Genomic DNA, 20400 nt, shown 5'->3' with positions numbered 1-20400 from the left:
CCGTCGCATGATCACCTTCTGGTTCGCGATCCTCGTCCTCGCCTGGGTGCTCTACTTCGTCCTCGAAGGCTTCGACTTCGGCGTCGGGCTGCTCGCCCCGTTCCTCGGCCGCGACGAGCACGAGCGCGGCGCGGCGATCCGCACCATCGGCCCGTTCTGGGACGGCAACGAGGTGTGGCTGGTCGCCGCGATCGGCGTCACCTTCGCCGCCTTCCCCGACTGGTACGCCGTCCTGCTGTCCGCGCTCTACCTGCCGATGGTCGGCATCCTGCTGCTGCTCGCGGTCCGCGGGGCGGCGCTGGAGTTCCGCGGCAAGCACGACTCCCCCGCCTGGCGCCGCCGCTGCGACCGGCTGCTCGCCGGGTCGTCGGCCGGCGTGGTGCTGCTCTGGGGCGCGCAGCTCGGCGTCTTCGTCCACGGCCTGCGGATCGACGCCGACGGCGTGGTGATCGGGAACGGTCTCGGCCGCAGTCTGGCTCCGCTGCTCACCCCGGCCGCCGGGCTCGGTGCGCTGGCCGCGTTGCTCGGCACGGTGCTGCTCGGCGCGACCTTCCTGGCGCTGCGTACCACCGGCCCGGTCCGGCGCCGCGCGGTCGCCCTGGCCCGGCACGGCGGCAACGCCGGCACGGTCGGCCTGCTCCTCGCCGGGATCGCCACCGGCTCGCGGCTCGCGCTGGTCGCCGCGGTGCTCTGCCTCATCGCCGGGATGCTGGCCCGGCAAGGACGGGAGGGCGTGGCGTTCGCGGCGACCGCGCTCGGGGTGGCCGGGTCGGTGGTCGCGGTCTTCACCGCGCACGGGGCGGTGGTGCTGCGCAGCACCCTGGATCCGCGCTGGTCGCTGACCCGGGAGGCGGCCGCGGCCAGCCCGTCCGCGCTCAAGCTGATCACCGTCGCCGGGGTGCTGATCCTGCCCGGGGTGCTGGCCTACCAGGCCTGGTCCTATTGGGTCTTCCGGCGCCGCGTCGCGAGCGAACGGGTCCCGTCATGACCCTCCCCGCGCCCCGGTCCGCCCGCTTCCGGGTGCGGTCCGCTCTCCGGCGCCGGGTTTCGAGCAGACCCCTTTCCGGTACGACCGCAGCCCCCGACCGGCGTCCGGCCCGCGGCCCGGTCGACCCGCGGCTGCTGCGGCACGCGCGTACCGGGCGGGCCGGAGTGGCCCTGCTCGCCCTGATCGGAGCCGGGCAGGCGGCCGCGACGCTGGCCATCGCGGTGGCGCTCTGCTGGGTGGTCGCCCCGTCGCTCTCCCGCTCGCTGCTGCTCGGCGGCTCCCGGACCGCGGCGATCGCCCTGCTGGCCGGAGCGTTCGCGGCCCGCGGCCTGTTCTCCTGGGCGGAACAGGTGGTGGCCCGCCGCACCGCGGCCCGGGTCACCGACGAACTGCGGCGCTCGCTGCTCGCCGCGATCGTCCGGCGCGGCCCGGCGTGGGTGGCCTCGTCCGGCGCCGGCCGCCTCACCACGGTCCTCGGCACCGGCCTCGACTCGCTGCGCCCGTGGTTCTCCGGCTACCTGCCGTCGCTGGTCCTCGGCGTCCTGCTGCCGCCCGCCGTACTGGTCGTGATGGCCCTGGTCGACCCGGCCTCCGCACTGATCGCCCTGCTCACCCTGCCGCTGGTCCCGCTGCTCGGCGCGCTGATCGGCTGGGCCACGCAGTCCCGCGCCCGGCAGCGGTGGGCCGCCGACGCCCGGCTGGCCGGCCACTTCCTCGACGTGGTGCACGGCCTCGGCACGCTCAAGGCCTTCGGCCGCGCCGAACGCCAGACCGCCGTGATCGCCGACCTCACCGACCGGCACCGGCGGGCCACCATGCGCGTGCTCCGCGTCGCGTTCCTCTCGTCCACGGCCCTGGACCTGGTCGGCACGCTGTCGGTCGGCCTGATCGCCGTGCAGGCCGGCATCCGGGTGGCCGGTGGCTCGATGTCGCTGGCGCCGGCTCTGCTGGCCATTTTGCTCGCTCCGGAGGTGTACCGGCCGTTGCGGGAGATGGCCGGCCGGTATCACGCCGCCACGGACGCCACGGCGGTCATCGCGGACGTGGACGAGATTCTCACCGGTGCGGCCGGTGCGGCCGGTGCGGTTCCGGGCGGCGGCGCGGTGCCGAGCAACGGCGCAGCCGGTTCGGCCCCGGACAGCGCTGTTCGCCCAGCTCACGTGCAGGGGTCGGCTGGCCAGCGTCCGGCCGGCAGACCGAACGAACTCCGCAGCTCGATCGAGATTGGTCAATTTTCGATCGACGACGAGTTTTCCACATCAGGGCGTCCTCCACAGGCGGGAGCTGCTCGCTCGGGCAGCCGCACCACACTGTCTTCGGGGCGGCTCCCCCTGGGTGGGCGGGGACGGGGACGTGGGCGGACCGGACCGCGTTCAGGAACGTTCAGCCAGCGGGATCGGCGCGATGCCGACGGGTCGGGCACGGACGGCTGGGAGCACGCGGCTGACGCCGGTGCGCGGGAGGCAGCCGGGGATGCCGGGCGGATGCCGGAAGCGGCCTGGGCCCGGCTGGCTCGGGTGGGCCGGTGGGGAGTGCTCGCGACCGGGCTGCGGGCCGGCTACCCGGGCGCCGTCGGGGACGCGGTGCACCTGGACGAGCTCGCGGTGCGGGCGGGCGAGCTGGTCGCGCTGCGAGGGCCGTCCGGGGCGGGCAAGAGCACGGCGCTGCGGGTGCTCGCCGGGCTGCACCCGGCCGGCGCCGGGGCGGTCGCGGTGGGGCGGGCGTTCCACCTGTCGCAGCGGCCGGCGCTGCCGCACGCGCGGACGGTCGCGGAGGCCTTCCCGGAGGACGTGACCGAGGACGAGGTACGGTCGGCGCTGCGCCTGGTCGGGCTGGACGGCGAGGTCACCCCGGCGACACCGCTCGGGGAGCACGGGCACGGCATCTCGGCCGGTCAGCGCCAGCGGCTGGCACTGGCCGCGCTGCTGCACCGGGCGGGCCGCGCGGTGGCCGCCACCCAGCGGGCCGCCGACCGCCCGCACCGCGACGAGCCCGGCCCGAAACGCCACCCGATGCCGGTCGTCACCCTCTTGCTCGACGAACCCACCGCGCACCTGGACCCGGCCGCCGAACGCCTGGTGGTGGCCCGGTTGCGAGAGTTCGCCGGCCGGGGCTGCGCGGTGCTGGCAGTCGCTCACCGCCCGGCCCTGCTCGCCGCCGCCGACCGCGTCGTCGACCTGGACCCGCCGGCGTCCGAGGCCGGCGCCGTCACCCACCCCGCCGCCGGGCCAGGCGCAGCCGCACTGTCTGCCGCTGTGCCAGGTGCGGCCGCTGGCGTCGTGGCACGATCGGGCATCTCCGTTCGCCCGGTCGTTGCGGCGGGCGCATCAACTGCGGGCTCGGAGGACAGTAAGGTCGAGGGACGCGCACGCGAGTCCGCGGCGACGGTTGAGGGCGTGTCGGCTTCCGGCCCGAAGCCGACAACCGTCGGCGGACCGGCGCACGAGTCCGGAAACGCGGTCGACGGCGCGTCGGCGTCGGCTCAGGACGCGCGCAACAACGGCGGACGTGCGAGCGCGTCCGGGGCGGCCGCCGAGCGGTGGTGGCGGCGGCCGTGGGTGGCGGTCGGACTCGGGGCGGCGGCGGTGCTCAGTGGGCTGCTGCTGACCGGGGCGGCGGGGTGGCTGCTGGTGCGGGCGGCTTCGTTGCCGCCGGTGCTGACGCTGTCGACCGCGGTGGTGCTGGTGCGCGGGAGTGCGGTGGCCCGGCCACTGCTGCGCTATCTGGAGCGGCTGGTGGCGCACGATGTGGCGTTCGCGCGGCTGGGGCGGCGGCGGGCGCGGGTGTACGCCGAGCTGATCCCGCGGGTGCCGGGGCCGCGGCTGCACCGGCGCGGGGATCTGCTGACCCGGCTCGTCGACGATGTGGACGCTCGGGTGGACGGGCTGCTCCGCGGATGGCTGCCGGCCTGGACCGCGGCGGTCACGGTGCTCGTGGCGGGGGCGGCGGCGGTGCTGATCACGCCGCGGCTGCTGGCGCCGCTGGCGATCGGGGTGCTGGTCACCGCGGTGATCGCGCCGCTGGTGGCGGGCTGGCAGGCGGACCGGCAGGACGCGGCCACCGCGGTGGCGCGGGCCGCGCTGCGGGACGCCATGGTCGAGACGGTGGACGGGGTCGAGGAGCTGGGGGCCGGGGGCGGGCGGTCCGGCGTACCGGAAAGCCGTAGCCGGATGCTCGCGGACCTGGAGGCGCGAGCGGCCCGGACCGCCGGGCTCGCCGCCGCGATCGCGCACCTCGGATGGGCGGTCGCGGTGGCCGGAACCGCCCTCGTCCTGGCCGGGGCCGGGATCTCCGCGGAGTGGGGCGCGGTGCTGCTGCTCGGCGTCGTCGCCCTGGGTGAGCCGCTGGTCGCCCTCCCGGAGGCAGCGATCGCCCGGCGTCAGGCCGCCGGCGCGGAACGCCGCGTCGCCGCCCTGACGGCCGGCGCGAGCACGCGGCGACACGGCAAGACCATCGGCGACCAGGCGACCGGCACACGACCGGACGGCACGGCCGCGGGCGCGGGCGCCACAGACGGCACCGCCACGGGCGCGCGCATCACGGACGGCACAGGCGCGGGCTCGGGCGCGCGTGTCACGGACGGCACGGCTGCGAATCGGATCGCCGAGAGCGGGCCTGCGGGTGAGTGGATACCGGACGGGGAGGTTCGGGTCTCCGGGCTGGTGGCGGGCTGGGATCCGGAGGCGGAGCCGGCGCTGGACGGGGTGGATCTGGAGCTGGCGGCCGGGGCGCGGATCGCGGTCACCGGGCGGTCCGGGGCGGGGAAGTCGACACTCGGCGCGGTGCTCGGCGGGCTGCTCGCGCCGCGCGCCGGGGACGTCCGGGTCGGGGGCCGGGTGGTGCTGGTCGGGGACGACACCGGGCACGTGTTCGCGTCGACCGTACGGGAGAATCTGCGTCTCGCGATGCCGGCCGCGACCGATCCGCAGCTTGTCGCCGCGCTGCGGCGGGTCGGTCTCGGGCCGTGGCTGGCCGGGCTGGCGGACGGCCTGGACACCTGGCTGGGGACCGGGGGCAGCACGATGTCCGGCGGGCAGCGGCGGCGGTTCGCGACGGCGCGGGCGCTGCTGGCCGATCCGGCGCTGCTGATCCTGGACGAGCCGACCGAGGGGATCGACGAGGCCGGGGCGCACGCGTTGATGACCGACCTGCTGGGCGCGGCGTCCGGGCGTACCGTGCTGGTCTTCGCGCACCGCACGGAGGGCCTCGACCTCGTGGACGAAATTTACGAACTGTCCAGCGCTAAGCTAAATGTCGGGGTCATCTAGGCTGGGAATCATGGCACGTACGCCGGTCCCGGGCACCCGCGACACCATCCTGACCGCGGCCGCCGGGCTGTTCTACCGGTACGGCGTCCGCGCCGTCGGCATGGCCCAGGTCGTCGAGGTCGCCGGGTGTGGCAAGAACCTGCTCTACCGGCACTTCCCGAGCAAGGCGGAGCTGGCCGCCGCCTACCTCACGCTGGCCCGGCGCGAGCGGGAGCGGGCCGCCGCCGAGGCGCTGCGCTGGGCGAACACGCCCGCCGAGCAGCTGATCGCGCTGGTCAGCGAGATCGCCGAGAGCACCCGCCGTCCGGGGTATCGCGGCTGCGCCTTCCGCAACTATCTGACCGAGTTCCCGGGCGCGACGGATGAGCCGGCCCAGGTGGCCCGGGGCTATCTGGCGGACAGTCGCGCCGTGGTCGACCGGCTGGTCAGCGAGCTGGGCGGGGACGCGCTGCTGGCCGACCGCATCTGGCTGATCGTGGACGGGCTGCACAGCGGCCCGCCGGAGCAGGCCCGGGTGGCCCTGGACTGGATCACCGAGCTGGTCCGCCCGTCAGATCAAGGACAATAAGGTTCATCAATGCCATAAACACCCCACCATGGCCAAATGTCGAACTCAGCTGTCCGGCCTCCAGCGGTTGACAGGAAAACAGAACCAGCTACCCGCTCTGCGAAACCCATCGCAGGGAAGGCGGGGATGCCATGACGTACGACGCTGCCGACATCCACCGACTTGACGCTCTCCTCGACAACGTCGCCCAGGTGATGAAGAAGGCCGCCGCTACCGGCGGAAACGCCGAGACGCCTACGGCCGAGGGCACCGCGGCTGACCACCTTATTCGGGCACGCGTCGGCCCGCGAAGGGTCGAATCCCTTACCATCGACAGTCGTGCGATGCGGATGGGATCCGCCGAATTGGCCGAGCAGATTCGCTATGCCATCAACGAGGCGTTCGAGGCCATAAGCCCGTCAAATGCCGACACTGCCGCCGCCGCCCGAGAGGTGAGCCAGGACCTAGCGGAACAGGTGAATGCGATCCGCGACGAGTCGGCACGCAGCATGACAATGTTCCTGCAGGCCATGCAGCACGTGGCAACCCGGATCGACCGGGATCGTGACCGGTGACGGCGACACCCGGAAACGGCGTGGACATCCACCCGCCAGCCTTACGAGCTTCCGGCGACCATTTACATGACAGTGCCATTAGCTTGACAAACGCATGGCAGCATCATATCGCCGAAGTCACCGCCTCCGACGAAGTCTTCGGAACGGATCCTGTCGGCTCACTCATCGGTACGTCCTACCAGACAGCACACCAGATCGCGGCCGCAATATACAGCTCGGTGAGCCGCAGCATCTCCGGATTCGGCGGCGCTCTCCACAGCATCGCGGACGATTTCGACGAGACCGACAAGGCGAACGGCGAAGACATCGTCGCCGTAACCAAATTTATCTCATGAGTATCCAGCTACCTCACCAACTTGCAGAGCTACTCAACGAATCTTCACTCAACTAGCGCTCCTTGCGGTTGAGATCCTTCAAGCAATAGCGACCGCCGAAATCACATTCGGCGCCTCGTTACTGGAGGTTCCAGCCTTCAAGGAGATCGCTGGCATAGCAATCGATTTCCTAATCGGCAAGGCCACGGAGGCGATCCTTGGTTAAAGGTGGAAGAGCTACCGGGGAGGCCATCGGCATAATCGCCAGGCTGGCTGCCAAACAATTCGGCAAAGAAGCCACCGAAGTTATAGCTAGAGACCTGGTCCAGGGCGCCGTCGAAGCCGCGGCAAAGAATGTCCGCCAGGTTCCGCAAGGGCTCACAGATCGACAATTCAACAAGCTTGCCCGCGGCGCTCGACAGCTCCGCCGACAGGCCGGGCTGCCGGACGGAGACTTAGTAGTGCAGGGCAGCCGGGCCCGGGGCACAGCGCGGGCCGGATCCGACCTCGACGTCGCCTTGCGGGTCGATGAGCAAACCTTCTTCGACCTGTCGGAGCAGATGCTCAGCCGTGCCCGCCTCGGCACAAAACTCCGCGAGCGCATGTTGCGCCGGATCAGGAAGAACGGCCAGTTGTCGAGCTTTGACCTAGGTCACGACTTCCAGAATCTCCGGCACACGCTGCTCGACCCCGAATCTCCCTACGATGTCCAATTCTCCGTCCTTCAGATCGGCGGTAAGCTCGACACCGGCCCGTTCATCCCCTAGGCTGAGGAGATTCGGAAGTGGAGACGATGCTCCAATTCTTGATCATGGTGGACAGCGAAAACGACCGCGCCCAACTGATGCAAGACCTGCTCCGATCATTTCCCGAAGCGGAAGCACACAAAGCGCATTCCTGCCGGCTCCGCGGCAATTGGCTGGAACTCCTTCCCAACGAGGACGCCGATCGGAATCTCGCCACCGACCCCGCGGATGGGTATCTCCATTTCGCATGGGAGTTGAACGTCACGCCATATCGCAGCGATCTGGACGAGGATCATCAGATCGTCCTTGCGCGCGACCTGCAGCGGCATTTCTTGACTGCCGGCGCGAAGGCCGTGGTCGGCGCAAATTTCGAGGATCGCCTGTAGGCTACTATGCTACCGAAATGCCCCAGCTGCCAGAGCTTTATGTCGCCGTCGATGTCGAGGCGGACGGGCCGATTCCCGGGCCTTACAGCATGTTGTCCCTCGGCATGGCCGTCGCGGGTAGACCGGATCTGAATTTCTACACCGAGCTGCGGCCGATCTCGGACGAATTCGTGCCGGCCGCGCTGGCCGTTTCCGGGCTCGACCGGGATCGGCTGCTCCGCGAAGCGCCTCCCGCCGAAGAAGCCATGCGTATCGCCGCCAGATGGGTCAACGGCCTGCGCACCACAGGTCGTCCGGTGTTCCTGGCCGCGCCGGCGGTCTGGGACGGCATGTTCGTCCACTGGTATTTCGTACGGTTCGTCGGGCACAACCCGTTCGGCGCCACCGGGTCTGGCGTCGATCTCCGCAGCTACTGGATGGGCCTGACCGGGAGCGAGTGGGTGGAGACCCGCAAGGGGATCATCAAGCACAAGCTCGGGCTGACCGACGTTCCGCACACGCATCACGCCGGGGAGGACGCCGCCGAGCTGGCTCAGGTCTTCGACGCCGCGCGGAGGTCGAGAGCGTAGAGCAGCTTGTCGTAGCGGTCATCCCCGAAAGCGACGAACCGCTCCAAGACCCCATATCTCCGGAAACTGAGCGACTCATACAGAGCAGCCGCGCGGACATTGTCGCCACGCACGTCGAGCGTCAGCACCTCGATTCCCTGCTCCCTGGCGGCCTCGATCAGCGCGCTCACCATCGCCCGCCCCACCCCCCTGCCCTGATGTTTCGGGCTCACCGCGACCTTCTCGATGTCCGCGTTCACCCGGTGGGTCGGCCGCGCATACCGCCGCCAATACCCGAACCCGACCGGCGTGAGCCCGACATAGGCGACCGCGAGCGTCAGCTCCTCGGCGAACAGCGCCACCACCTCCGGCACCGGCGGCGGCTCGACCCACCCCAGCGCCGCTCCCCCGGCCACCAACTCCCGGACCAGCTCCGCCAGCACCAGCGCATCCACCGCGCTCAGCCCGCCCGGACCGACCAACCGCACCTCGACATCGCCCACCGCAGGATCTAATCAGGTCCGGTACGCCGCCACCGTCGCCTGCAACTCCGCCGCCGTCCGGGCCAGGTCGGCCGCGGTCTGCTGGGTCTCGGTGGCCCCGGACGTCACCTGCGCCGCCGCCTGCGCCACCCCGGCGATGGTCCCGGCGATCGCGGTCGAGCCCTCGGCCGCCTGCCCGACGCTGCGGGCGATCTCCGCCGTGGTGGCGGTCTGCTCCTCCACCGCCGCCGCGATCGTCGTCGCGTAGTCGTTGATCGTCGCGATCACCGCGGCGATCTGCTGGATCGCGTGCACCGCTCCGTCCGACTCGGTCTGGATCGCGGCCACCTGCGCGGTGATCTCCTGGGTGGCCCGCGCGGTCTCCTGCGCCAGGTCCTTGACCTCGGCCGCGACCACCGCGAATCCCTTGCCCATCTCGCCGGCCCGGGCCGCCTCGATGGTCGCGTTCAGGGCCAGCAGGTTGGTCTGCTCGGCGATGCTGGTGATCAGCGCGACCACCGTGCTGATCTGAGCGGACGCCTCCCCGAGCCGGGACACGCTGCTGTTGGTGACCTCGGCGGTGCGGGCCGCGTCGGCCGCCACGCCGGCCGCCTCGTTCGCGCTGTTCGCGATCTCCCGGATCGAGACACCCATCTCCTCGGCGCCGGCGGAGACCGCCCGCACCCCGTCGGACACCCGCCCGGCCGACTCGGAGACCGTGCTGACCTGCGCCGACGTCTCCTCGGCGGAGACTGAGAGCTGGGCCGAGACGGTGGACAGCTCCTCCGAGGCGGAGGCGAGCACGTCGGCGCTGCCGCGCACCCGGCCGACCATGGCGTCCATCGCCTCGGCGGTGTGGTTCAGCGCCTGCGCCATCCGGCCGACCTCGTCCCGGCTGTGCACGTCGGCGCGGGCGGTCAGGTCACCGTCGCGGAGCCGGTCCAGGACGGTGACGCAGGCGGACAGCGGCCGGACGATCATCCGGCTGGCGGTCAGCGCGAGGGCCACTCCGACCAGCGCGCTGAGCGTGAGCAGCAGCAGGACCCGCCACTTGGTGGACTGGTAGCGCCCCTCGGCGTCGGCCTCCTGGGCGGCGGTGGCTTGCACGGTGAGATCGGAGAGCTTGGTGAGCTGGTCGCGCACCTCGGACATCACGGGGACGATCTGGGACGAGCGCACGGAGTCGAGCCGGGCGCGGTTCCCGCTCGCCACGAGGGGCAGCAAGGTTTCGGTGACGATGTTCCGATATTTCGCCCAAGAATCGAGGAAGGCCGACAGGGCGGACACTTCCGCGTTGTTGATCGGATAGGCCCGATATTTCGCGGAGTAGTCGCTGACCTGCTCTTCCGCGTCGGTCAGCGAGGAGGTCGCGGTCGACCGGCCGGCGTCGTCGGCAGCCAGGAGATCGTCACCGACCGCCAGCCACGCCCGGTTCACCGCACTACGCAGGTTCCCGATCGCCTCCAGCTCCAGGCTGTGCTGGTAGCCCGTTTTGACCTGGTCGTTCGTCACACCCAGGCGGTTCATCGCGAACAGCCCGTCAACCACGCTGAGCAGCGCGACGACCAGCACCGCGAACATGATCTTGGTGCCGACCCGCCGGTCGGCGAGCAGACGAGTCACCCCTTCACAGTGGCATCCCGGTAGCCGTCGCGGGCGATCAACAGACGATCCCGGGTGAACTCGCGCGGATCCCGGCGATATCTCCGCCAGCCGTCGGCGGTCCGGAACGCCGTCCGGGGCACCGCCCAGCGCCCCAGCATCCGTTTCCGGACGAAGAGCAGCACCTCGTCGACGGCCGCCGCCGCCCGGGCGCCGTCCCGGTCCGCGTACCGGTCGGCGACCACCATCCACTGGCCCGGGTCGAGCAGCTGGGACGGGGTGACGCCGTCGCCCCAGCGGAAGATTTCCCCCGCCCGGGGGAACGGCTCCGGCACCCCCGGGGTGCGGAACGAGTACTCCCGGTACCGGCCGCAGCCCGGGCAGTCCCAGTCGTACCGCAGCGTGTTCTGCTCCCCCACGGCCAGCACCGCGGCGCTCCAGGGCAGGCCGTGACCTGGGAAGTCACCGTTGCCGCAGGGGCACCGGGCGAACTGCAGGAAGAGCGTGGTCTCGGCGCTGGTCCGCGCGAAAGGGATGCGCATGCCAAAACGCTAACCACCCCTTGTTAGGGTCGGCGACCGTGAGCGACATCAGCGGCGCCCGGGTGATCGGCGGCCGGACCTTCGATTTCTCCCGCCGGGTCGTCGTGATGGCGATCGTCAACCGGACCCCCGACTCGTTCCACGACAAGGGCCGCACGTTCGCCCTGGAGAAGGCCACCGAGGCGGTCCGGGCCGCGGCCGACGAGGGCGCCGACTGGATCGACATCGGCGGGGTGCCGTTCGCGCCCGGCCCCGAGGTGACCGCCGCCGAGGAGCTGGACCGGGTGCTGCCGGTGGTCGAGGCAGCTCAGGGCCTCGCGGTCGTCTCGGTCGACACGTTCCGCCCGGAGGTCGCCGCCGAGGTGATCAAGCACGGCGCCGGCGTCGTCAACGACACCTCCGGCCTGCGCGACCCGGCGATGGCCGACGTGGTCGCCGGCACCGACGCCCAGCTGGTCATCTGCCACAGCCTGGCGGCGCCGCGCACCGAGCACCCCAGCCCCCGCTACGACGACGTGACCGCCGAGGTCGGCGCCTTCCTCCGGGAGAAGGTCGAGCTGGCCCTGTCCCGCGGCGTCCGCCCGGACCAGATCATCATCGACCCGGGCCACGACCTGAACAAGAACACCCTGCACTCGCTCGAGCTGACCCGCCGCCTCGACGAGATCGCCGCCATCGGCTACCCGATGCTCGCCGCCCTGAGCAACAAGGACTTCATCGGCGAGACCCTCGACCGCCCCCAGCAGGAACGCCTCGCCGGCACCCTGGCCACGGTGGTCTTCAGCATCCTGCGCGGCGCCCGCATCATGCGGGTCCACGACGTCCGGGCCGCCGTCGACGCCATCCGGATGACCGAGGCGATGCTGGGCTGGCGCGAACCGGCCTACCTGCGCCACAACATCTGAAACCCGCTTTCCGGTACGCCGTGAGCCCCGTCCCAGCGCATCCGCGCGACCCGTGGCTGCCGGCAAGACCCGCGGCCGGTCACCGTCCCGGCCGCGGCAGTGCTCACCGGCTGGGCCTCAGGGCTCGGTGTGGTCGTGGAAGGTGTCGAGCAGGGACGTCATCCACGGCTGCGGCGGCACCGAGTCCGGCCCGAGGATGCGCATCGCGCCGAGCACGGTGATCAGCATGCCCATCGCGAAGAAGTCACGAGCCTGCTCCGGGGAGCAGCCGGTGAGGTCGCGGACCGTCCGGTAGAGGCTGCCGTAACAGGTGCGGACGGCCTCGCCGACCACCGGCTCCTCGGCGGCGGCGAAGCCGTGCAGCAGGACGACCAGCAGCTCACGCTCGGCGAGCAGGTCCTTGTAGGCGCTGCCGAGGCTGGCCAGGGTCGGCTCGCGATCGGCGGCGGCGTGCCACTTCGCCTCGATGCGCCGGCCGGCATAACGGACGGTGGTGAGGAACAGCTCCTGCTTCGAGCCGAAGATGCGGATCACATAGGGCTGTGACACACCGGACAGCCGGGCCACCTGGTCGGTCGACGTGCCGGCGTATCCGCCCTGGGCAAAGGCCTGCAGGGCGGCCTCGACGATCTGGTCCTGGCGTTCCGAGGCGGTCAGGCGGGTCCGAGTCACGTTGACAGGTTATCAGTTGATGCTTACCGTCCTTAGTTATCAGTCGATAACAACTTACGGCGCGCTCCAGGGGGAAGACGTGACCACTCTCGTTTCGGATCGGCCCACCACCCGGGCCCGCTCCACCCGGCCCCTCGCGGCCGTGCTCGCCGCGGTCGGCATCCCGACCTTCATGGTTTCGCTGGACAACCTGGTGGTCAGCACCGCGCTGCCGGTGATCCGCACCGAGTTGCACGCGTCGATCACCGACCTGCAGTGGTTCGTCAACGCGTACACGCTGCCGTTCGCGGCGTTCCTGCTCACCGCGGCCGCGCTCGGCGACCGGCTGGGCCGCCGGCGGATGTTCCTCGGCGGCATCATCGTCTTCACGCTGGCCTCCGCGGCGGCCGCGCTCTCCACCGAGGCGTGGCAGCTCACCGCCTCCCGCGCGGTGCAGGGGCTGGGCGGTGCGGCGATCACCCCGCTGGCCCTCACCCTGCTGGCCCGGGCGGTGCCACCCCGGCTGCGCAACGCGGCGGTCGGCATCTGGGGCGGCATCACCGGCCTCGGCGTGGCGGTCGGCCCGGTGGTCGGCGGCGCGGTCGTCGACGGCCTGCACTGGTCCTGGATCTTCTGGCTGAACGTGCCGGTCGGCGTGCTCGCGGTGGTGCTGGCCGCCACGGTGCTCGACGAGTCCCGGGGCGACGGCCGCCGGCTCGACCCGCTCGGCCTGGTGCTGTCGGCGAGCGGCATGCTGCTGCTGATCTGGGGTGTGGTGGACGGGCCGGACAAGGGCTGGACGTCGCCGCGGGTGCTGGCCATGCTCGGCTCGGCGGTGGCGCTGCTGGCCGGCTTCCTCTTCTGGCAGGCGCGGAACCGGACGCCGATGCTGCCGCTGCGCCTGTTCCGCAGCCGCGGCTTCAGCCTGGTGAACACGGTGACCCTGACCTTCTCGGCCGGCGCGTTCGGGTCGGTCTTCCTGCTCGCCCAGTTCTTCCAGGTGGTGCAGGGACTGAGCCCGCTGCAGTCCGGGCTGCGGACGCTGCCGTGGACCGCGGCGCCGATGATCGTCGCGCCGCTGGCCGGGATGTTCGCCGGGCGGATCGGCCAGCGCGTGCTGATCGTCGCGGGACAGGTCTTCCTGGCGGCCGGCCTGTTCTGGATGGCGCTCGGGCTGTCGCTGACCGCGTCCTACCCGTCGCTGATCGGCGCGTTCGTGCTGGCCGGGATCGGCATGGGGCTGACCTTCGCGCCGGTCTCCACGATGGTGCTGGCCACCGTGGACGTGGCCGAGCAGGGCGTCGCGTCCGGCACCAACAACACGATCCGCGAGTTCGGCGTCGCGGCCGGCGTGGCGGCGCTGTCCTCGATCTTCAGCTCGCTCGGCGGCTACACCAGCCTCGACGCCTTCCTCGACGGCACCCGCCCGGCGGTGCTGACCGGTGCGGCGATCATCGCGGTGGGCGCGGTGGTGGCGCTCTTCCTCCCCCGCAGGGCCTGATTTCCGGTACGACGCGGGGCGGCCGGACCTCCCGGCCGCCCCGCGCCACACGGTCCGCGAACAAGACCCCGATCCCCTCGCGCCGCGCCGTCAGCGACCAGGACCCAGTCGCCCCGCGCCGGTCAATCTGTGGTCGGGACTCCCGGCTGCCCCGCACCCCGCCCCGCGCGATCCGCGGCCGGAACTCCCGGTTTTCCTCCTCCGCCAGGCCCGTCAGCAGCGACGGCCGGTGATCGGAACAGGACAGCCCGAAACAAACGCGAGATGAACTGTTGCACTGACGCAACATGGCTGCAACGATGACCTTCAATTCCGAGCCGCACCGGCGCGCGAGGAACCGGCTTCGTCCGGCCGGTCCGACCCCGCAACCTCGCGAGCGCCACCCTACGCAGCGCGGAGCACCGCTCACCGCCCCCGGCGAGCGAAGACAGCGTGTGCCGGACCTCCGACCGGCACACGCTGTGCCTTCTCTAGGCGAAGTTCCACTCCGGCGGCAGATCGGCGTCGCACAGGTCGCAGACGTAGACCTCCTCCTTGACCAGGTTCACCGCGTGGCAGCGCGGGCAGCGGCGGAAGGTGAACTCGGTGGTGAAGCCGTCGTCGTGCCGGACCCCGCCGGCGTCCAGGGCGGCGGCGACGGCGGGCCAGCAGGACGGCTCCGGGCAGTAGCCGGTCGACTGGTTGGTGACCTGGTCGACCCGCCAGCCGTCGCCGTCGCGGCGGAAACCGATCTCACCGGCGGCGAGCACCGGGCCGCCGCCGGCACAGGCGACGTGCTCCGAGTTGCGGGGCGCCAGGAGGAGGACGCCGGCCGGGCTCACCACGTACGTCAAGAGGTCGCCGGAGACAAGCGCACCCGGACCCGGCGGCGGGCCGGAACCGAGCGGATCCGGCGCCGCCGGCGCTTCAGGTGCGAGCGGACCGGGAGCGGACAGCGGCCGGCCCGGGCCGGTCCCGGCGGACGCCGCGACGTCCGCCGGGCCGACATAGCGATAGGTGCGCGGCATGACCGGAAGCGATCAGGGCAGGACCAGGAAGTCGGTGACGAAGGACGCCACCTCGCCGGTCGCGGTGCGGCCGATGAAGGTCGGGTAGTAGCCGTCGCCCCAGCCGGACTCCACCATGATCACGTTGCCCCCGGTCCGCCGGTCGATCACCCGGTCGAAGAGGCCGGGCACCGGCTCGTCCGGGAAGTCCTCCGGGTCGAAGGTCTCCTCGAACTCCTCCGAGTCCCAGCGGGCCAGCGCCCGGGACACGCTGATGTCGGCGAACGCGCCGGCGCCGGTGTCCACCCCGTAACCGTAGAACTCGCCCTCCTCCAGCGCGTCCGGGTCGTCGCCGTCGACCAGCGCCAGCTCCCAGGAGACCGCCGGCTCGTCGCGGATCACCAGCTGCACGGCGGCGACCCGGCGCTGCCACTCGCGCTCCTCCTTCTCCAGGACCGCGACCCAGCCGACCATCCGATAGCGCCCCGGCGCAACGGTGACCGAGAACGGCTCGTCCTCCTCGTCGGTGACCCCGGGGTCGAAGGCGGCCAGCTGCCCGGTGGGCAGGGTGAGGTCGCCGAGCGGGTGCGACTCGACGACATAGGTCACGTCGTCCTGGAGGTAACGGGCACCGGCCTGGAGGAGGCGGTCGAGATCAGGCATGCGCGCAAGGTACCGGACCGGTACGACAGTTAGCCGATGTGCACCCAGACGTCATCGAGAGTTCCGTGGAACTGGTCGTTGTTGGCGCCGGCGCCCTTGCCGCCGACGGTGAACGGCGAGCTGGTGTCCACCGCGGCCTCGATCGGGACCGGGACGCTGGCCTGCAGCACGTCGTCGACCAGGATGGACAGCGTCGGGCCGGTGCGCCGGCACTCCAGGCTGTGCCAGTTGCCGTCGGCCACCGACACCCGGCTGCGCACCAGGTGGACGGTGTCGGCGCCGAAACCGCAGCTGGGCTTGCCGGAGACGCCGTCGACCTGGAGCTTGTACTGGCCACCGCCGGTCGAGTAGCCCTTCTGCAGGATGTTCTCGCCGCTGGACGTCTCGGCCGGGGACAGCAGCACGCCCGCGCCGTACCGCAGCGGTCGGGTCCCGGGGTTGAGGTCCGGCGTGCTCTCGCCCTGCAGCACCAGGCGCGGGCAGGTGGCGCCGGTGCACTTCGCCGGGAACTGCAGGGCCTGCCCGTTGCCGTGCGGCACCAGTTTCGGTACGCCTCCGGCCCGGGCCACCATCCGGAGCAGGTGCCCGCGCCCCGAGCCGTCGTCGAACGTCCCGTCCGCGATCGTGGTGTCGAAGTTGTAGGCGGCCACGTACTGCGCGGCGGCCGGCGCGTCCTCGGTGCGCGGGGCGACCGCGCCGAACTCCGCGTACCGCTTGCGCGGCAAGCCGCCGACCATGGTGAAGTCGCCGGCCGCGCTGATCGCGCCGAGTTCCGCGCTGGCCGCCAGCGAGCGGGTGCCGGCCACGCCGTTGGCCTGCGGCGCCCACTCCAGGAGGTTGCCCTGCGGGTCGATCGCGGCCAGCTTGCCGCGGATCGCCGAGCCGTCCGTGCAGATCCCCTTGACCCCGTTGTTCGTAGTGGTGCACGCCTTGTCGAAGTGCCCGCCGACGTAGACCGTCCCGCCCAGCACGGTGATCGCCTGGGCGTCCCCGTCGAAGACCCGGGTCCAGCGGGTCGCGCCGTCCCGGGCGTACGAGACCGCCCGTCCGCCCTGCCCGCCGAGCGCCGCGTAGACCCCGTCCTCCCCGGCCGGGCCGTTCGTCGCCAGGGCGAACACCTGGGACACCGGCTTGGGCAGGAACGTCCGGTCGAGCACCCCGGTCTCCGGGTGCACCGCGCTGAGCCGCAGCGTCGACCGGGCCCCGTTGGTCTTGTGGAAGCGGCCGCCCAGGTAGATCCGGTCGGTTCCGGCGGCCAGGGCGTTCACCGTGTCGTCGGTGGTCGGCGCCCACGCGTCGAGCGCCCCGGTCGCGGTGTCGAACGCGGCCAGGTTGGCCCGCGGGGTGCCGTCCACCGCGGTGATCCGGCCGCCCAGGTAGACCCGGCCGTGCCCGGCGGCCAGGGCGTTCGGCTGGCCGCTGACGGTGTGCTGGAGCGGGGTGAGGGTGCCCTCGGTGGCGGTCAGGCCGGCGATCGCGTCGCGCGGCTCGCCGTTGATCCGGTCGAAGTCGCCGGCCGCGTAGACCGTGTCGCCGTCCACGGCGAGCGCCCGGACGTTGGCGTCGGCGCTGGGCTTCCAGTCGAGCAGGGCGCCGGTGCGCGAGTCGAAGGCGGCCAGCCGGGTACGTTCCACATTGCGGCCGTCGACGATGGCCCGGGTGAAGGCGCCGCCGACGTAGACGGTGCTGCCGTGGTAGGCCACCGCGTAGACCGAGCCGTTGAAGGAGGGGGAGGTCACCGGGCTGGACGAGACGATCTCGGCGAAGGCCGTGCCACCGGCCGCGACGAGGGTAGTCGCTATTCCGGCGATAAGGGCTTTTTTCGGGAAATTGGCCACGTCCGTAGCTAACTTCCGGATCGGGCAAAGGTGGCGCACAGGATGGGCGACTGTCGGCGGTCCGAACTATGCTGCCGCGTACGCGATAGAGAAAGGGGAATGCCGTGCCGATGCTCCGCCGTGTCGCCGCGTCCGTCACCCTGCTGGCGACCGCGGCCCTGGCCGCCGGTTGCGAGATCGAGCTCGACCCCGAGACCATCCCCGCGCCGTTCAGCGTCGCGCCGGTGCCCTCCGCCTCGGCCGACCAGCCGAAATACGTGTGCACCGCGGTCTACAAGATCCTCACCGACGGCGCGGTCAAGGCCGCCGGCTGGGCCACCCGCAAGGGCGACGACGCCACCGCCGGCCTGCAGAAAACCTTCGCCGACATGGCCACCCAGGTGACCGAGGCCGGGGCGAAGAGCAGCGACCCGGCCCAGCGCGCCGCCGTCGACGAGGTGGCCGCCGCCCTCACCAAGGGCAGCCAGTCCCCCGACCCGAAGGCATTCCTCAACGGAGACTTCGTCACCATCGGGCAGAAAATCGACAGCACCTGCCCCTAGGCTTTCCTCATGATCGATAGGCCGGTTCGGATCGGGCTGCAGTTGCAGCCGCAACACATGGATTACGCCACCATCCGGCGCACCGCCGCCGAGGCCGAGGAGGCCGGTGCCGACGTCCTGTTCAACTGGGACCACTTCTACCCGTTGAGCGGGGAGCCGGACGGGCTGCACTTCGAGTGCTGGACCATGCTGGCCGCCTGGGCCGAGTCCACGTCCCGGGTGGAGATCGGCGCGCTGGTCTCCTGCAACAGCTACCGCAACCCGGAGCTGCTCGCCGACATGGCGCGCACGGTCGACCACATCTCCGACGGCCGCCTGATCCTGGGCATCGGCTCGGGCTGGTTCGAGCGGGACTACACGGAGTACGGCTACGAGTTCGGCACGGCCGGCGGCCGCCTCGACGACCTGGCCACCGCGCTGCCCCGCATCGAGTCCCGCTGGGGCAAGCTGAACCCGCCGCCGACCCGCAAGATCCCGGTCCTGATCGGTGGCGGCGGCGAGAAGAAGACGCTGCGCCTGGTCGCCGAGCACGCCGACATCTGGCACTCGTTCGCCGACGCCGAGACGCTCGAGCGCAAGCTCGGCGTCCTGCGCGGCCACTGCGAGACGGTCAGCCGCGACCCGTCCGAGATCGAGGTCTCGGTGGCCGGCAACCCGCAGAGCCGGGACCGGATGCACGAGCTGGGCGCCCGCCTCTTCACCATCGGCGTCGGCGGCCCCAAACCCGACCTGGGCGAGCTGCGCGAGGCCCTGGCCTGGCGCGACGACGTCAACGGCCGGGGCTGAGGCCGAGGGGCGTGCCCGGCGCGATCCGCTGGGCACGCCCCTGATCGTCCACCTCGGCTCCGGTGCGGCCGGTCCCGGCCGGGGTCTAGACGACCAGGCTGAGCAGCATCACGCAGGCGAAGCCGACCACCGAGATGATCGTCTCCATCACCGACCAGGTCTTGATGGTCTGGCCGACGGTCATCCCGAAGTACTCCTTGACCAGCCAGAAGCCGGCGTCGTTGACGTGCGAGAAGAACAGCGAGCCGGAACCGATCGCGAGCACCAGCAGCGCCACCGTCGGGCGGTCCAGGCTGGTGGCGAGCGGCGCGACGATGCCCGCGGCGGTGATCGTGGCGACCGTGGCCGATCCGGTCGCGACCCGGATGCCGACCGCGACCAGGAAGCCGAGCAGCAGCGCGTTGATGTTGGCGTCCTTGGCCGCGTCGGCGATCACGTTGCCCACGCCGCTGTCCACCAGGACCTGCTTGAAGCCACCGCCGGCGGCCACGATCAGCAGGATGCCGGCGATCGGCGGCAGCGCCCCGCCGATGACCGCGTTGGTCTGCCGGCGGTCCATCCCGGCCCGGTGCCCGAGCGTCCACATCGCCAGGAAGACGCCGAAGAGCAGCGCGACGACCGGCTGGCCGAGCACTTCGAGGACGTCGCGGACGTTGTTGCCCTCGTCGATCGTCAGCTCGGCGACGCCGCGGGCCAGCATCAGCACGATCGGCAGCAGGACGGTCAGGATGGCCGGCCAGAAACCCGGATTCCGGCGAGGGCTTTCGGTACGGTCCGGCACGCCGTCCGCGTCGAGATCGGCCGGGTTGCCCGGTCCCCCGGCGGCCCGGTTGGCGTCCGCGTCCGCGTTGTCCGAGGGTTCCCGGGTGATCCCGCGCTCCGGGACGGCGACCGGCACCCGGGCCGCGATCCACTTGCCGAAGAGCGGACCGGCCACGATCACCGTCGGGATCGCGCAGATCAGCCCGAACATCAGGGTGAGCCCGAGGTCGGCGTGCAAGCTGTCGATCGCGACCAGCGGCCCCGGGTGCGGCGGCACCAGGCCGTGCAGCACGGAGAGGCCGGCCAGCGCCGGGATGCCGATCAGCAGCAGCGGCACACTGGTGCGCCGGGCGACGAGCAGCACCATCGGCACCAGCAGCACCACGCCGACCTCGAAGAAGAGCGGCAGCCCGACCAGCGCCGCGACCCCGGCCATCGCCCAGGGCAGCGCCGCGCCGGAGACGCCCGCGACGATCCGGCGCACGATGCCGTCGGCGCCGCCGGACTCGGCCAGCAGCACCCCGATCATCGAGCCGAGCGCGATCAGCACGCCCACGCTGCCGGTGGTGTTGCCCAGCCCGGTGGTGAACGAGGTGACCACCTTGCCGGGCGCCGCGCCGGCCACCAGGCCGAGCACGCCGGAGCCGGTGATCAGGGCGAGGAACGGGTGCCACTTGGCCCAGGCGATCAGGAGGACCACCGCCGCGATGCCGAGGACCGCGGCGACGATCAGCTGGCCGGTGCCGGCATCGGTGATGGTCGACATGA

At 71.8% G+C, this 20400-nt stretch carries 20 protein-coding genes; 12 read left to right on the top strand and 8 right to left on the bottom strand.

What is annotated here, in order from left to right:
* Positions 1–7: 7 nt before the first annotated feature.
* From cydB to BJY16_RS21490, 8 genes are all read left to right on the top strand, one after another.
* Positions 8–988, top strand: coding sequence for a cytochrome d ubiquinol oxidase subunit II (gene cydB, locus BJY16_RS21525; protein WP_185041388.1), 981 nt, complete (start codon positions 8–10; stop codon positions 986–988).
* Positions 985–5256 (top strand): thiol reductant ABC exporter subunit CydC, encoded by a 4272-nt coding sequence (gene cydC / locus BJY16_RS21520; RefSeq protein WP_185041387.1) that lies wholly within the window; start codon positions 985–987, stop codon positions 5254–5256. The genes cydB and cydC overlap by 4 nt, the downstream gene beginning before the upstream one ends.
* 10 nt (positions 5257–5266) lie before the next feature.
* A complete protein-coding gene (locus BJY16_RS21515; RefSeq protein WP_185041386.1) occupies positions 5267–5824 on the top strand; it encodes a TetR/AcrR family transcriptional regulator in 558 nt (185 codons plus the stop codon).
* Positions 5825–5955: 131 nt separating this feature from the next.
* The gene (locus BJY16_RS21510) at positions 5956–6378 is read left to right on the top strand and encodes a YbaB/EbfC family nucleoid-associated protein (protein ID WP_185041385.1); all 423 of its coding nucleotides are present in this window, start codon (positions 5956–5958) and stop codon (positions 6376–6378) included.
* On the top strand, positions 6375–6713 hold the full coding sequence (locus BJY16_RS21505) for a hypothetical protein (RefSeq protein ID WP_185041384.1): 339 nt from the start codon (positions 6375–6377) through the stop codon (positions 6711–6713). Before BJY16_RS21510 ends, BJY16_RS21505 begins: the two co-directional genes overlap by 4 nt.
* A 197-nt stretch (positions 6714–6910) precedes the next feature.
* Positions 6911–7459 (top strand): nucleotidyltransferase domain-containing protein, encoded by a 549-nt coding sequence (locus tag BJY16_RS46530; protein ID WP_203758830.1) that lies wholly within the window; start codon positions 6911–6913, stop codon positions 7457–7459.
* Positions 7460–7476: 17 nt separating this feature from the next.
* Entirely contained in the window at positions 7477–7824 is a 348-nt protein-coding gene (locus BJY16_RS21495) for a hypothetical protein (RefSeq protein WP_185041382.1), read from the top strand.
* A gap of 17 nt (positions 7825–7841) precedes the next feature.
* Positions 7842–8393, top strand: a complete 552-nt coding sequence (locus BJY16_RS21490; RefSeq protein WP_185041381.1) for an exonuclease — start codon at positions 7842–7844, stop codon at positions 8391–8393.
* On the opposite strand, the gene BJY16_RS21485 is transcribed toward BJY16_RS21490, so the two are convergent.
* The 3 genes from BJY16_RS21485 to BJY16_RS21475 are packed head-to-tail and all read right to left on the bottom strand — an operon-like array spanning position 8357 to position 10998.
* The gene (locus BJY16_RS21485) at positions 8357–8875 is read right to left on the bottom strand and encodes a GNAT family N-acetyltransferase (protein ID WP_185041380.1); all 519 of its coding nucleotides are present in this window, start codon (positions 8873–8875) and stop codon (positions 8357–8359) included. The two genes, BJY16_RS21490 and BJY16_RS21485, sit on opposite strands and share 37 nt — an antisense overlap.
* A gap of 12 nt (positions 8876–8887) precedes the next feature.
* Positions 8888–10477, bottom strand: a complete 1590-nt coding sequence (locus tag BJY16_RS21480) for a methyl-accepting chemotaxis protein (protein ID WP_239176701.1) — start codon at positions 10475–10477, stop codon at positions 8888–8890.
* Positions 10474–10998 (bottom strand): hypothetical protein, encoded by a 525-nt coding sequence (locus BJY16_RS21475; RefSeq protein WP_185041379.1) that lies wholly within the window; start codon positions 10996–10998, stop codon positions 10474–10476. Before BJY16_RS21475 ends, BJY16_RS21480 begins: the two co-directional genes overlap by 4 nt.
* 47 nt (positions 10999–11045) lie before the next feature.
* On the opposite strand from BJY16_RS21475, the gene folP reads away from it, so the two are divergent.
* Positions 11046–11903 carry a dihydropteroate synthase gene (gene folP / locus BJY16_RS21470; RefSeq protein WP_373873414.1) on the top strand — a complete coding sequence of 286 codons (858 nt, stop codon included), beginning with the start codon at positions 11046–11048 and terminating at the stop codon, positions 11901–11903.
* 117 nt (positions 11904–12020) lie between these two features.
* Here folP and BJY16_RS21465 read toward each other — a convergent pair whose 3' ends face one another.
* The gene (locus tag BJY16_RS21465; RefSeq protein ID WP_185041377.1) at positions 12021–12575 is read right to left on the bottom strand and encodes a TetR/AcrR family transcriptional regulator; all 555 of its coding nucleotides are present in this window, start codon (positions 12573–12575) and stop codon (positions 12021–12023) included.
* A 79-nt stretch (positions 12576–12654) separates the two neighbouring features.
* On the opposite strand from BJY16_RS21465, the gene BJY16_RS21460 reads away from it, so the two are divergent.
* Positions 12655–14055 (top strand): DHA2 family efflux MFS transporter permease subunit, encoded by a 1401-nt coding sequence (locus BJY16_RS21460; RefSeq protein ID WP_185041376.1) that lies wholly within the window; start codon positions 12655–12657, stop codon positions 14053–14055.
* A gap of 470 nt (positions 14056–14525) precedes the next feature.
* Here the strand turns inward: BJY16_RS21460 and BJY16_RS21455 are convergent, their stop codons facing one another.
* The 3 genes from BJY16_RS21455 to BJY16_RS48480 are packed head-to-tail and all read right to left on the bottom strand — an operon-like array spanning position 14526 to position 17443.
* A complete protein-coding gene (locus BJY16_RS21455; RefSeq protein WP_185041375.1) occupies positions 14526–15062 on the bottom strand; it encodes a hypothetical protein in 537 nt (178 codons plus the stop codon).
* A gap of 12 nt (positions 15063–15074) precedes the next feature.
* Positions 15075–15704, bottom strand: a complete 630-nt coding sequence (locus BJY16_RS21450) for a DUF4241 domain-containing protein (RefSeq protein ID WP_185041374.1) — start codon at positions 15702–15704, stop codon at positions 15075–15077.
* Positions 15705–15733: 29 nt separating this feature from the next.
* Entirely contained in the window at positions 15734–17443 is a 1710-nt protein-coding gene (locus BJY16_RS48480) for a LamG domain-containing protein (RefSeq protein ID WP_239176699.1), read from the bottom strand.
* Positions 17444–17652: 209 nt separating this feature from the next.
* On the opposite strand from BJY16_RS48480, the gene BJY16_RS21440 reads away from it, so the two are divergent.
* A complete protein-coding gene (locus BJY16_RS21440; protein WP_185046586.1) occupies positions 17653–18084 on the top strand; it encodes a hypothetical protein in 432 nt (143 codons plus the stop codon).
* A gap of 9 nt (positions 18085–18093) precedes the next feature.
* Positions 18094–18870, top strand: coding sequence for an LLM class F420-dependent oxidoreductase (locus BJY16_RS21435; RefSeq protein ID WP_185041372.1), 777 nt, complete (start codon positions 18094–18096; stop codon positions 18868–18870).
* Between the two features lie 85 nt (positions 18871–18955).
* Here the strand turns inward: BJY16_RS21435 and BJY16_RS21430 are convergent, their stop codons facing one another.
* Positions 18956–20398: a GntP family permease gene (locus tag BJY16_RS21430; protein ID WP_185041371.1), complete on the bottom strand. Its 1443-nt coding sequence runs from the start codon at positions 20396–20398 to the stop codon at positions 18956–18958.
* Positions 20399–20400: the final 2 nt, after the last annotated feature.

The organism is Actinoplanes octamycinicus (genome assembly GCF_014205225.1).
Classification (GTDB): domain Bacteria; phylum Actinomycetota; class Actinomycetes; order Mycobacteriales; family Micromonosporaceae; genus Actinoplanes; species Actinoplanes octamycinicus.
This window is presented reverse-complemented; position numbering and strand designations above follow the sequence as displayed.